This window comes from Pseudomonas sp. HY2-MNA-CIBAN-0224, from assembly GCF_040310285.1.
GTDB lineage: Bacteria > Pseudomonadota > Gammaproteobacteria > Pseudomonadales > Pseudomonadaceae > Aquipseudomonas > Aquipseudomonas helleri.
In genome coordinates, this window is record NZ_JBEOPQ010000004.1 from 90,256 (window position 1) to 104,120 (window position 13,865).

10 protein-coding genes and 1 tRNA gene are annotated in these 13,865 nt (G+C 54.5%); all 11 read right to left on the reverse strand.

The annotated features are described in order from the left end of the window. Positions 1-197 precede the first annotated feature (197 nt). The gene (gene zorD, locus AAEZ03_RS04365; protein WP_350576410.1) at positions 198-3,446 is read right to left on the reverse strand and encodes a type I Zorya anti-phage system protein ZorD; all 3,249 of its coding nucleotides are present in this window, start codon (positions 3,444-3,446) and stop codon (positions 198-200) included. Beyond that, entirely contained in the window at positions 3,446-5,074 is a 1,629-nt protein-coding gene (gene zorC / locus AAEZ03_RS04370) for a type I Zorya anti-phage system protein ZorC (protein ID WP_350576413.1), read from the reverse strand. The genes zorD and zorC overlap by 1 nt, the downstream gene beginning before the upstream one ends. Further along, complete coding sequence (gene zorB1 / locus AAEZ03_RS04375) at positions 5,071-5,814, reverse strand: type I Zorya anti-phage system protein ZorB1 (protein WP_350576416.1); 744 nt, start codon at positions 5,812-5,814, stop codon at positions 5,071-5,073. The genes zorC and zorB1 overlap by 4 nt, the downstream gene beginning before the upstream one ends. Positions 5,815-5,827: 13 nt before the next feature. After that, the gene (gene zorA1, locus AAEZ03_RS04380; protein ID WP_350576419.1) at positions 5,828-8,020 is read right to left on the reverse strand and encodes a type I Zorya anti-phage system protein ZorA1; all 2,193 of its coding nucleotides are present in this window, start codon (positions 8,018-8,020) and stop codon (positions 5,828-5,830) included. An 896-nt stretch (positions 8,021-8,916) separates the two neighbouring features. Beyond that, positions 8,917-8,993, reverse strand: a tRNA-Pro gene (locus tag AAEZ03_RS04385). A gap of 89 nt (positions 8,994-9,082) precedes the next feature. Beyond that, a complete protein-coding gene (locus AAEZ03_RS04390; RefSeq protein WP_350576422.1) occupies positions 9,083-9,439 on the reverse strand; it encodes a MerR family transcriptional regulator in 357 nt (118 codons plus the stop codon). Further along, complete coding sequence (gene ihfA, locus AAEZ03_RS04395) at positions 9,420-9,722, reverse strand: integration host factor subunit alpha (RefSeq protein WP_002553164.1); 303 nt, start codon at positions 9,720-9,722, stop codon at positions 9,420-9,422. The genes AAEZ03_RS04390 and ihfA overlap by 20 nt, the downstream gene beginning before the upstream one ends. Positions 9,723-9,725: 3 nt before the next feature. Beyond that, positions 9,726-12,104, reverse strand: a complete 2,379-nt coding sequence (gene pheT, locus AAEZ03_RS04400; protein ID WP_350576425.1) for a phenylalanine--tRNA ligase subunit beta — start codon at positions 12,102-12,104, stop codon at positions 9,726-9,728. Positions 12,105-12,130: 26 nt separating this feature from the next. Then, entirely contained in the window at positions 12,131-13,147 is a 1,017-nt protein-coding gene (pheS, locus tag AAEZ03_RS04405; protein ID WP_048369332.1) for a phenylalanine--tRNA ligase subunit alpha, read from the reverse strand. A gap of 107 nt (positions 13,148-13,254) precedes the next feature. Beyond that, positions 13,255-13,611, reverse strand: coding sequence for a 50S ribosomal protein L20 (gene rplT / locus AAEZ03_RS04410; RefSeq protein WP_048369333.1), 357 nt, complete (start codon positions 13,609-13,611; stop codon positions 13,255-13,257). A gap of 30 nt (positions 13,612-13,641) precedes the next feature. After that, a complete protein-coding gene (gene rpmI, locus AAEZ03_RS04415; RefSeq protein ID WP_002553160.1) occupies positions 13,642-13,836 on the reverse strand; it encodes a 50S ribosomal protein L35 in 195 nt (64 codons plus the stop codon). Positions 13,837-13,865: the final 29 nt, after the last annotated feature.

A 13,865-nucleotide genomic window follows, 5' to 3' on the forward strand; every position in this document is an offset into this window, starting at 1 on the left:
GCGCACAGTAAGCCGCTGAGCTTTCGGCGCCAATACTGGACGTGCGAACAGGTAATTAATCCACTCGGATTTTGCTGACGCTACTGCGCCAGGCAAGAGTCAGCTCGCTGCTTCTACCGTATTTGCAGGCTCAGGGATGAACAACCTGTACCCATAATTGACATATCGCCGAGCATTAACTTCTACCAAATCGGTCCTCACCGTGCTTCCAGCAACGCCTCAAAATCCGAAGCATGGATGTCCGAAGCCCCACTCAACATATCCCGCGCCAACGCTCGTCGCTTACTCAGCAACTCATCCAGCGTCGCCTCAAACGTCGGCATCGCCGCATCCCGAACCGTTGGGTAGTACACATACACATCCTTCTCCTGCCCAATCCGATAAGCCCGATCCGTAGCTTGATCTTCCTTGGCCGGGTTCCAGCAACGAGTAAAGTGAATAACGTGGTTAGCCGCCTGCACGTTAACTCCAAACCCGACTGCGATCGTCGACAGAATGATGACTGCGAAACCGGGTTGCTCCTGAAATTGGTCAATCAGCTTTTGTCTGCTATTGGCACTCTGGCTGCTGGTACTGGTATCGCCGTTGATGACAGTCGCCCGAAACCCGAAATGCTCCTGGATCGAGTGCTGCAATTCCCGCTGGATATCACGCAACTCGGTAAAGACGATGACCTTGTCGCCGTTCCCGGCTCTTTTGATCGACTCAAGCGTCTGCATCAACCATTGCAGCTTCGGCGAGTTGTCGCGCAGTCGCGTGTCTGGCTGAACGCTGTAAGGATGAGCACAAATGAGCTTGAGCTTGTGCAACAACCCGAGCATGCCGGAGGTCTTTTGATCGAGCTGTTCTTCGATCTGCTGTTTCTGGCTGTACGCGGATATTTCGGACAGGTACAGATTGCGCTGCAAGGCGTGCATGCTCAATGAACGGCATGCCGTATCTTCAATTTTGGCAGGCAGGTCTTTGGCAATGTCTTGCTTGGTACGCCGCAGCGTCTGAGGATCGATAAGACCTCGGAGGCGCTCCAGTGCAACCGTATCGCGCTCCAATGCGGCTTCGATGGGGCGCTGATATTCGCGACCGAACTGGTTCAAACCGCCCAAAAAACCTGGCTGAATGAAGTCGAAGAGGCACCAGAGATCAATTAGGGTGTTCTCGACAGGCGTACCGGTACACGCCACTCGAAATCTCGCAGGAATGGCTTTGATCGCCTGAGTAACCAACGCCGCAGGATTCTTCAGCTTTTGTGCTTCGTCACAAACAACTATCGACCACTGCTGGCGTGCCAGGGAAAACTCCTGATCGCGAAGTGTCTCGTAAGTAGTCAGGACGATTCGGGCACCGCCCATCCAACCTGGGCGCAGAAGATTCTTGATGCCCTTTGCTTTCAAGTCGACAGGGATTTCTTCCTTCTTGAACTTCACTGCACTCAAGGCTGAGCCATACAGTTTCAGCACTGACAGCGCGTCAGCGAAGAAGAACCGGTGAAGCTCACGCTCCCAGTTATCAAGCAACGAAACTGGGGCGACGATCAGTGTCGGCTTGTCTTGTGGATACTTTTCCAGGTACCAGACAAGGAAGGTGAGCAACTGGATCGTTTTTCCAAGCCCCATGTCATCTGCGAGCAAGCAACCTGACACGTCCGAGGGGGACAAGCGGAACAAATGCTGCAACCACGCGACGCCTTGAAGCTGGTGCTCACGCAAGACGACTTCAGGCTTGAGCAAGTTGGGCAACTCTGGCGTTGCGTCCAAAGCTGCGCGCAAGGCTGCCTGACGAATCTGGACGTAGGTGGGTTCGTCGATGTTGTGCCCAATTTGCAGTACGGCGCGGCCAACCTTTTCGATCGGTTTGACCAAGCCGGTCTCGACGGGGGCGATCTTCTTCGACCATGCATCGAAAAGTTGCTCGGCAGCAGCAATGGAGAGCGGTGTTTCGGACTCCGGCAAGCAAACCGTTTCATCACCGGCTGCGCGGGCTTCGTCCAGTCGCTGCTCAAAAGCTTCGAACTGACCGCGGTTGGAAGGATCCCAGCGCCCAAGGATCTCTGCGTCAATGCCAAGCGCCGCAACATCCTTCGGCAACCAGTTCTCGGTCGCCTCTTTGACGAGGAAAGGTGAGGTAATACGCTCCGCTTCCCCGATACCAGTCACTCGGTCGCCGTAGAGTGAGAGGTCCAGGACCGAGTCGAACTCAGCACCGGCTGCTTCGTTTTGCCAACGCTTAAGCAAGTCGCTGATTCCCGCCAGTTGGCGTAAATCAAAATCGCTGAGTTCCAGTTCGTAGCCCTGCCAGAAGCCGGCTGACATGCCAGCCGCCAATTTCAGCTGCAATTCATGCACGAACGGCGCGAGTTCATAGGCCGCTTTGAATTCAACTTCGATGGGCACTTGCGGGGTTGGCGAAATCGGTTCGAGCGTCAGGTTTACCCGCTCGATGCGATGGCCCGCTTCATCCAGTTTGGGTTCCAGATGAAAGCGGTGAAAGAAAATCCCAGCCTCGGCGAGTTCGTCTTCATAGGTCTCGGCATCCAGCACTTGCGCAGCACTGTCGCCGAGTGCGCTGTAGGGATTGCGGACGAATGAAAGAGCATCGTCGCCAGCGACCCGACGCCCGGGCAACGAGCGCACATAGTCCAATACTGATTTGACTTCAGGCTCAATCAGGACGTGGGTCAACGATCCATCATCACCGGTCACCCGGTATCGATCCTGAACCTGATTGGCACCGTCGAAACTCTCAAGCCAGTTTGCCGGCTGGCCTTCGAAGGTTGGTTGCAGTTCGATAACCGGTGTATTACCTACCGTCGATTTTCGCGGGTTGAGCCGCAGGCTTTCGGGTTTGATGACGACGGTCTTATCCAAAAAACCATCCATACCTGCACCAGCCTTGCGCGCCAACTTCCTGATGCTGGCCCAGCCGATCTGGTTAGTCACTTCACCCGGCTCATTTTGTTGAACCAGATAAAGTTGCCGTACCGCACCGGTCAGTTTCCAGGACGACTCAGGCAAAATTTCCATTGTTCCGTGGTACTGGACGATGGCCCCCGTACGCTGCACCTGCACATTTGCGTTGGACTGCGGGTCGCGCCATCCACTGACAGCGACCTTGAAGTCGTCAGAGGCAATACTGCCTTGGCTGCTCAATTGAGGGATGATGGCTGTCTGTGGCGGCAACCCCAATAGCGGCAGACTTGTTAAGTGCTCTGACTCATCAAGAAGCCGATAAAGCTCGTCCCACGTCAGCAACCAACGATCGCTGAGCTGAGAGACGAACTCTTCCTCTTCCAACTGAGCCAAATAGCTTGCCAGCGGCCAGGACTGCGCATTCTCCGCCAAGCTCAGGGGATAACAAATGCCCTGCTCCTCAATGGAAAAAACAGGCTCAGTATTTTCTACCGCCGAATTCGGCTGCCGGCCGATGCCTTTCAGCAAACGCTTGAGCATTACTGTCTCCAAAACCTGAGTGGCTGGTGATTGACGGGCTTGAAGCCCAGGCGTTGGAGCGCTGCAACGGCAGCCTGATCATTGTCATCAAGCTGGACCTGAAACGCGCCACCGCGCGCGCGTTGGTCATAAACTTTGTGCTTGACCGACTTCAGGGCATCACGGACTTGGTCTTCAAAAGCCATGGTCTTGGATGACCCGGGCGTGCCGGCCTGACTCTGCACGCGAATGCCCAATTTCCCTAGAGAGTCATCGAATTTGCTCAGCCAACCCTCTATACGGTTCGGGCGGCTAGGTGCAGGTGAATGCCGCATTCGATCCAGCGCACGATTTGCCTGCTTCAGCTCGGCAGTAAGCTCAAGCTGGGATTTGTCTGGGTTAAACGGCGAATCATCTGCTTTGTACACATAGCAGGCATTACCTGTTCCGGAGAACTCCACGAAAAAGTAGTCCCCAATCTGCATGACTACAGCATTGTTGTGCCCAGGGCCGCCTACCAGCTTGCTCAAGCGCCCTTTGTTTTTCTCACGGAAATGAACGAAGTCCCGCCCGCGGTCATTCCACGCATCCGACCCCATAACAATTCGGGTGTAGCTCATTTGGTTGGCAAATCGCAGCCAATAGTGCAGACGCGATTGATCAACCTCGGAGTCTCCCTTCAACAGGTTGAAGAAGTGTTCAAGATCTTCTTTCGCGAACCATGCAACGACCATTGCACAGACATCCTTTTCAACATACTGCAGCCAGCTGTTTTGCCTGGAACGGATCTGAGGGCTGCCCCAATTGTCGAGTGCAACCTGTTTGAGCAGCGACGACGGGGTTTCTCGATAGGCCGCCAAGTGATAACGCGACAGGCATGCACTCAGAATGTCGTTCATGTACCGCGAATGCTGCCGGCCGATGTCGACAAGGTCGGCTAGGCGCTGAGAAAACTCGGCATCATCCAACAGAAAAATACGAGAGATCAGTACGTTAAAGATCCTCCGCCACAGCCAACTGCTGTCAGGGATCTGCGCGATCGTCTGCAATGCCGAAAGGTCGCTGATTTCACCCTTGAACATCTGGTCACCCAGCCTGGCACCTGCCTGCTCGGAAAAAAGCTCCTGATGCTGCTGGACGATATGCACCCATTCCTTCTCGCGTTTTTGCTGGCCTCTGACGCAATCGAAGCCAAGCTGAACGTCTGCCCGCAACAGACACCAATTGGCGTTCTTATCAGGCGTGGCGGCCTCGTACCCAAAGTAGCTAAAGCACAGCGCCAACCAATCTCGACGGCTTAGCCTCCGTTTTTCGATACGGTGATGGATTTCTTTGTGTACTCGGTCAAAGAGCTGGTCATCGTCCAATATCGGCCCGACTCGCTCACTCTTGTCCGAGAGGCCGGAGAAAACCAAGCGCCATTCTGAGGCGTTGAGTGGGAGTACATTGCGGAATTTACTTATCGCAGCGCGGCGCTTTTCCTGAGGTGGCGGCAAAGCCTTTTCAGCGCGTTCAAATCTTTCGTAAAGATCAATTCCCGCAGCACCCAGACGGGGGAATCGCGCCAACGGTTCAGGCGCCGGCCCCACTCGATGCGTGGAAAGACTCAGGTTAATAGCGGCGGAAAGCCTCGCGATTGGGCTGGTCATCGACTCATCGCCAACTGACACTTTTCCATATCAGTGTTATTGAATACTGGGATCTCTGGCTTGAGGTTGTCTTCCTTTTCCTTTAAGCCAAAGAACTGCATGCGCAATTCCACTCGCCGACTTTCTTCCTTGGTGTCCTTTGCATTGTTGAACGACACGCCGCCCGCCAGGAACATCGATCTGATTTGTTGCTGGTGCTCCGGCGACAATCCGACTTGGAGCGGGCTGCGGCTATCGAGCAGGCTGCACATTACCCACTCTGAACGCTGCAGTGAAAGGTGCAGGTTATAAAGATAAGAGCCGTCGGTGTCTGTCGATCCCTCGATCACAACCTGTTTGAACCATTTGCGGCCTTCTTCACTGTTAGCCGCGTCCAGAATCATCGGCACAACCTCCTGAAGTGCCGACTGGCCATCGTTGCTCAGCGCATACTGGTTATGCCCAAATCGGCCAGCATCGCCGAAGCTAATCCGGTTGTCCTTGCAGTCCACAACGATGGTTTTACTGGCAGTCTTAGCCTTAAGGCTCAGGTGCTCGCAGATCTGACTGATGTCCCTATTACGCAGCTTCTCTCCTTGCTCCGCTTGGTTAATACGCTGCGTCACAGAACTCAAAGCCGCCACCATGACCACGAGAAATAGAATCATCATCGCGGTCATCAAATCAGCGAAGGAGATCCAGAAAGGCTTCTCTCCCTCGTCTTTTGAACGGGCAGCCGAAGGCATTTGCTTACCAAACATCGACTAGCCTCCGTTACTGCCTGATTCGTTCCATGATGTCGCCGAAGTCTTCGAGACTTTCCTTGACCCCTTCTACACCGCCAGCGAGGCTCTTGACTGCTTTATCGAGCTCGGCATCCAGGCTACCTAGGGTTTGTCTCAAAACCCGATCCATGCCATCACCGAACTCTTTGAAGCCGTTACCAAGCACACCACTGATGTTTTCCAGGTATTCATACACTTCACGGTTAAGCGCCTGCATCCGCTCGCTTTGAACCTTCAGGTCCTGGAGATACTGGCTGCGGCCGCTGGCCTCCCCTTGAGCACTCGCGACAACCCCTTCGATCACTGCCAGTGTTTTCGCCAGCGCTTCTCGATTGTTTCGATAGTCCGCGACCACGGTGTTCAACTCACGTGATGCCTGTGCAAGCTCAGTACCTGCGCCCTGGACTGTTCCCATCAGACCCGCTGTCGACTCACTGGCTCGCGCAACGTTTTGTCCGGCCGTTTCGAACCGCTCAGCCGCCGCCCGCATCTTGTCTGCGCCCTGCTGCATGCTCTGCAAATGCTGCTCTGTTTGGGCACTCAATGCATTAACGGTGTCTTGTGCAGACTTCTGTTGTTCAGACACTGTTTGCAACAACGCCTTGACCTGCTCGTCAAGACCGCCCACCAGGTCGCGGGTGCCTTGATGCAGGTCAGCCTGTGCGGCACGGGTGGATTGATCCATCTGCTGCTGGCCATGCTCCAGTTGCTTAAAGACTGCCGAAAGTTGCTCACCCAGCACCTCAACGGAGCCCGCAATTTTCGCCATGGTGTCCTGTTGACCTTGGCCGATGTTCTGCTTGATCGACTCAACAAAAGCCTGGAGATTCTCAGCCATTGCCTGTTGGCGAGCCTCGCTTTGAGCAAACAACTTCTCCAACTGCTCGGCCATTCGAGCACCCGCCCCCTCCCCTTCGTTGCCTATACGGGCAACCGAAGCTTGGAGATTGGCGAGCATCTCGTTCATCCCCGCTTGCATGGCGTTCTGTCCGGCCTGCATATCGGAGAGTAACTGGGCGATCATGGTTGAGCTGTTTTGGTTCGAGGACTCGCTAGCCGAACGCATATCTTGGATAAGCGTCGAAAAGCCTTGCTGCATCGACTGCATGGCGGAAACGGACTGCCCCATCAGTTCGTGTAGACCGTTGAACTGTTGGCCGAACGTACCTTCCAGCTTGTTCATGAAGGCGACTAGAACATCCTGAAGCAGGTTCTGTACTTGCCCAGACTGATCGCCACTGGCAGCCTGAACCGCACCCGCGATAGCTTCAAGGGGGGATTTGAGACTGTTCTCAATCGCACTGCTTACCTGATCGGCCAACAACTGCCCAGAGTCACGGTAAGTGGTTGACAAGGTATCCGCTAATTTGAGGCTTTCGCGGACCTGGGTATCAACGAGGTTCTGCAGCATTTCCCGTAGATCGGTTACCAGGCTGTCCTTGAGCTGACGGGTTTGCACGGAGCTTTCAGCACTCGAGCGTACAAGCTCCGCCAGGTATTCCTCACCGACACCGCTGTCGAAAAGCCCGTCGATGGTCTCGTTGAACGCCTCAAGGAGTTTATAGCATTGGCCTAGACGCCACTTCTCAGTAATCGTGACGGCTATAGAAGCCATGATTGAAATAAAGGAGCCTATGAACGCAAACAACACGTCCTTGAGCAGCTTATCAACGCTGGCATTTACCTGCTCAGGGGTGCTTGGATCAAAATGCTGTAGGCCTAGCATCAAGCCGAAGAAGGTTCCGACAATACCAATGCCGGTCAAAATACCAGGCAGGTGTTTATAGAACTCGGTTCCCAGCGGGGTATCAACCACGCTTTGAGGTGAGAAAAAATGCGCCGCTCCGGCGGTGGCGCGCGACCGGACAAGGACCTGCTCACCTTCCTGAAACTCTAACTGGTCATGCAGCGTTTCAGCGTACTCGTGCCAGGAGTGCTCCAGCTTGCTTCCATTGAACAGTCGCTCCAATTCAGAGCGCCGTTGAGACGGGGCGAGCGCTTTCACACCCTGCACGCGTTTAGTCAGACTTTTCAGCTGACTGCTAAGTTTGAAGGATCTACAAAAATAACGGACAAAGTACCAAGCGCATAAAATGAAAACGAAGCCAACTACCATTTTTGGTGCGATCAGCTGCTCGGAGCTTGCTGCACCCCAAAGATGCAACAGCGTCGAAAAATCCATACTTTACGCCTTCAATTAAGCAATTTTTGATGTTCGGGACACCCGCTACACCCACATTGATGCGCCAATCGCCAAACCCGCTGGCAAACGATGACCACACCTTGTTTGGCAAATATTTTTCGGTGCACAACGATTTCGGAATGGAAGGATGGCAGTTTCACTTCGGCCAATCAGGGATCTTCCGTAGACAAAGGTTAGAGAATCATGTCCTTATGCCAGCACCTTAGCCTGAGCCTTGACCGTCGTAAAGCTGGACGCGATCAATGGATCCCTGATCTGCGAGATCCGCCAGGCTTTTCGGATGCGCTCTTCGACCACCGTGCAGAAACACCAAATCCATCCACCCCCCTCTGTGATTTGGTCAGCGTCGAAAGCTTTGATTCTGCGCAGCCAAATTGCGAACCATCAGCTCACGAGCTCAAGTCTTGGAGCTTCTGATAACGACGGAGTCTGAGGTTGGCGTGTACCTCACAGGTAGGCTGAAAGGTAGTCAAGGAAACTACCTTAGGTGATGGAACCAGCCAGACACCTGCCTTTCTCTGCATAGCTTTTTTCGATGTCTGTCGCCCACCGACCGCAGCTCAGGCATGGAGCCTAGCAACTCGACACTGCCTCATAGACTATGATGAGCATAGACCCTTGGTAAACCCTATGACTTGGCAGACGCAACTTCTTGAGAAATCCCGGAAGCCAAGCTGACAGTCGCTCTCAAGAGGCAATAGGCTTGCAATCATCGCGATATTGGCTCAGAGGCGTACAGCGAACTCGCCAACCGTCAGGCACGCCCCACTACACAAGACAATCTCAATTCACTACCAATTCACTACCAGAACAGCCAAATCGCAACCATGAAAAAGCCCGGACGTTTCCGAACCGGGCTAAGCCATTGAAAAATATGGTCGGGACGGAGTGATTCGAACACTCGACCCCTAGCACCCCATGCTAGTGCGCTACCGGACTGCGCTACGCCCCGACTAGGCGTTACATCTGTGTTGCGTGTTGCTAGAACGTCGAGAAATATACCTTAAGCTTTTGAAATACGAAAGTATTTTAAATGCAGGTTTATTTGCGAAGTACCAGTAAAACGTCCTCCAATTCGGAGATCGTTTGGCGGATCAGTTGTTTGTATTGCGTGATGTCGTCTTTGGCTTCATCGCCTGACAGACGCAAGCGAGCGCCGCCGATGGTGAAGCCTTGGTCGTACAGCAGCGCGCGAATTTGCCGGATCATCAGCACGTCCTGGCGCTGATAATACCGGCGGTTTCCGCGACGCTTTACGGGGTTGAGTTGAGGAAACTCTTGCTCCCAATAGCGCAGCACATGCGGTTTTACCGCACAGAGCTCGCTAACTTCGCCAATGGCGAAGTAGCGTTTGCCTGGGATCGGCGGGAGCTCGTCGTTATGACTTGGTTCCAGCATAGGCCTCTACTCGGGCTTTCAACTTCTGCCCTGGACGAAAGGTGACCACACGGCGAGCCGTGATCGGGATTTCCTCTCCCGTTTTCGGATTGCGGCCAGGCCGCTGTCGCTTGTCACGCAAGTCAAAATTGCCAAAACCTGACAACTTGACCTGTTCATTGTCTTCAAGAGCGTGCCTGATTTCTTCGAAAAACAGCTCAACCAGTTCTTTGGCTTCGCGTTTATTCAGGCCCAGCTCTTCATAAAGACGTTCCGCCATTTCAGCTTTCGTCAGAGCCCCCATACGTCACTTCCTTAACGTGGCGTTCAACCTGTTTTCGAGCGAGGTGAGGATATTTTGTGTCGTGGTGTTCACCTCATCGTCATTAAGAGTGCGCGATGGATGCTGCCAGGTCAAGCCAACTGCAAGGCTTTTTCTAAGCGGATCAATACCTTTACCCTGGTAAACGTCAAATAGCCTTAGGTCTGTGAGCCATTCGCCTGCATTTTCACGGATTACATTCAGCACGTCGCTGGCTGCAACGTCCCGATCGGCCAACAACGCCAGGTCACGACGGACTTCCGGGAAACGCGACAGTTCGTGGAATTTAGGCATTTTGCCCGAAGCCACTTCTGCCAATACCAGCTCAAACAGGAACACTGGACGATCCAGACCCAAGGTTTTTGCCAGCTCAGGGTGGATTGCACCGACGTAGCCCACTTCACGACCATCGCGCTCAATGCGAGCGGTTTGACCAGGGTGCAGAGCAGGATGGCTACCCACCACGAAGGTGAAGTCATCAAGCGCGCCAGCAAAACCCAGCACAGCCTCAACGTCAGCCTTGACGTCAAAGAAGTCGACTACATCGCGACCTTGCGCCCAGCCTTCCGGCAGACGGGTACCGCATACAACGCCAGCCAGCATCGGCTCTTGTTTCAAGCCTTCCAGTTGCCCTACAAACCGCAGGCCACTTTCGAAAAGACGAACGCGGTCTTGCTGACGATTGAGGTTGTGCTGCAAGGACTTAACCAGGCCCGGCCACAGGGAAGCGCGCATGGCCGCCATGTCGTTGGAGATCGGATTGGCCAGCAACAGAGGCTCAACACCCGGGCTGAACAATTCGAACTGCTTCGGATCGATAAAACTGTAAGTAATTGCTTCCTGATAGCCGCGCGCGACCAACAGACGACGCAATTCCGGCAGTTCGCTACGCGCTTCAGCTTTCGCTTGTGGCGCAAGGCGAGCTTGCGGGTAACGAACCGGAAGACGGTTGTAACCATAAAGACGGGCCAGCTCTTCGATCAAATCAACTTCAAGGCTGATATCGAAACGATGGCTTGGCACTTCTACGCGCCACTGCCCTGCCCCGTCGGCGGAGATGGTCAGGCCCAAAGCGCTGAGCAAACGCTCAACTTCGGCAGGGTCCATTTCCAGACCCAACATTTGGGTGATACGCGCAGCACGCAGGGTGATCGGAGCAATGGATGGCAGGTATTGCTCGTTGACGGTTTCAACGATTGGACCCGCTTCACCGCCGGTGATGTCCAGCAGCAAGCCTGTGGCCCGCTCCATCGCTTCACGTGCCAGTTTCCAGTCCACGCCACGCTCGTAACGATGCGAAGCATCAGTGTGCAAACCGTAAGAACGCGCTTTGCCTGCAACAGCAATTTGATCGAAAAATGCGCTTTCGAGGAACACGTCGCGGGTCGTTGCCGAGACACCACTGTGTTCACCGCCCATGACACCGGCAATTGCCAATGCGCGGGAGTGATCGGCGATCACCAGCGTGTCGCTACGCAGGGCGACTTCCTGACCATCAAGCAGAACCAGCTTCTCGCCTTCTTCTGCCATGCGCACGCGAATACCGCCATTGATCTCGGCGAGATCGAATGCGTGCAACGGTTGACCCAGCTCCAGCATCACGTAGTTGGTGATATCGACAGCAGCGTCGATACTACGCACGTCTGCACGACGCAGGCGCTCAACCATCCACAGCGGCGTAGGACGGGACAGATCTACGTTACGGATGACACGCCCCAGATAACGCGGGCACGCAGCAGGCGCAAGCACTTCAACAGGGCGGACTTCATCGTGCACGGCTGCAACAGCAGCGACCACAGGACGCTTCACCTCGGCTGCGTACAGCGCACCCACTTCCCGAGCCAGGCCCGCCAGCGACAGGCAGTCACCGCGATTAGGGGTCAGGTCAACTTCAATGCTGGCGTCTTCCAGGTCCAGATAGACGCGGAAATCTTCGCCTACCGGCGCATCGACCGGCAATTCCATCAAGCCGTCATTGCCTTCGCCAACCTGCAGCTCAGCCTGCGAGCACAGCATGCCGTTGGACTCAACGCCCCGCAGCTTGGCTTTCTTGATTTTGAAATCGCCTGGCAGTTCGGCACCGATCATGGCGAACGGGATCTTCAGGCCAGGGCGCACATTGGGTGCACCGCACACAACCTGAAACGTCTCGGCGCCATTGCTGACCTGGCACACGCGCAATTTATCAGCGTCCGGGTGCTGTTCGGTGCTGAGCACCTCACCCACGACAACGCCACTGAAAACACCGGCGGCCGGCGTAACGCTATCGACCTCAAGACCGGCCATCGACAAACGAGCAACCAGCTCATCGCGACCTACCTGCGGGTTAACCCAACCACGCAGCCATTGTTCACTGAATTTCATCCTGCTCTCCTAAGAATTCGTTACGACTAGCGAAATTGCGCGAGGAACCGCAAGTCGTTATCGAAGAACAGACGCAAGTCGTTCACGCCGTAACGCAGCATGGCCAGACGCTCAACGCCCATGCCGAAAGCAAAGCCCGAGAACTCTTCCGGGTCGATTCCAGACATGCGCAACACGTTTGGATGCACCATGCCGCAGCCCATGACTTCAAGCCAGCCGGTCTGTTTGCAGACACGGCAGCCCTTGCCGCTGCACATCACACATTCCATATCCACTTCGGCCGAAGGCTCAGTGAACGGGAAGTACGACGGACGGAAGCGCACGGCCAATTCTTTTTCGAAGAACACCCGCAGGAACTCTTCGATGGTCCCTTTCAGGTCCGCAAAGTTGATATCGCGATCAACCAGCAGGCCTTCGACCTGGTGGAACATCGGCGAGTGAGTGATATCGGAGTCGCTACGGTACACACGGCCTGGGCAGACGATGCGAATCGGCGGCTGCTGCGATTCCATGGTGCGGACCTGTACCGGCGAGGTATGGGTGCGCAACAACATGTTCGCATTGAAATAGAAGGTGTCATGCATCGACCGGGCCGGGTGATGGCCTGGGATGTTGAGCGCCTCGAAGTTGTGATAGTCGTCTTCGACCTCAGGGCCCTCGGCAATGCCGTAGCCAATGTGGGTGAAGAACTGTTCGATACGTTCCAGAGTCCGGGTAACCGGATGCAGACCGCCGGAGGTCTGGCCACGGCCAGGCAGGGTCACATCAATAGACTCGGCAGACAGTTTGGCGGCCAGTTCAGCCTCCTCAAACAGTGCCTTGCGCGTATTGAGAACCTCTGTGACACGTTCCTTGGCAACGTTGATCAGGGCCCCCACTTGCGGGCGCTCTTCTGCCGGCAAATTCCCCAGGGTCTTCATCACCTGAGTCAATTCACCTTTTTTGCCAAGGTATTGAACCCGGATTTGCTCCAGGGCATTGATATCTTCAGCGCTTTGCACAGCCTCTAGTGCTTGAGAGACCAGCGCATCCAGGTTTTCCATGTACAGACTCCAGATACAAAATAGGGGAAGAGCTTGAAGGCTCTTCCCCTATTTAAGACGTTTAGCGCTTACGCCCACACAGTGAGCGCAAGAACTGTCGGGGGTACTTAAGCCAAGGTGGCTTTAGCTTTCTCGACAATCGCAGCAAACGCCGCTTTTTCGTTCACTGCCAGATCAGACAGAACCTTACGGTCGATCTCGATGGAAGCTTTTTTCAGGCCAGCGATCAGACGGCTGTAAGACAGACCGTTGATACGAGCACCAGCGTTGATACGAGCGATCCACAGAGCGCGGAACTGACGTTTTTTCTGACGACGGTCACGGTAGGCGTATTGGCCTGCCTTGATTACCGCTTGCTTGGCAACACGGAATACGCGCGAACGTGCACCGTAGTAGCCTTTAGCAAGTTTCAGAATTTTTTTGTGACGTTTACGGGCAATGACGCCACGCTTTACACGAGCCATGAGTTACTTCCTCTAGTCTTGATCCAAAAATTAACGAAGGCGCAGCATGCGCTCGACTTTTGCCACGTCAGACGGATGCAGCAAGCTGCTACCGCGCAGTTGACGCTTACGCTTGGTCGACATTTTGGTCAGGATGTGGCTCTTGAAAGCGTGCTTGTGCTTGATACCGTTTGCAGTTTTCAGAAACCGCTTAGCAGCACCACTTTTAGTCTTCATCTTTGGCATGTTCGGATACTCCGCATTCAGTTGATAAA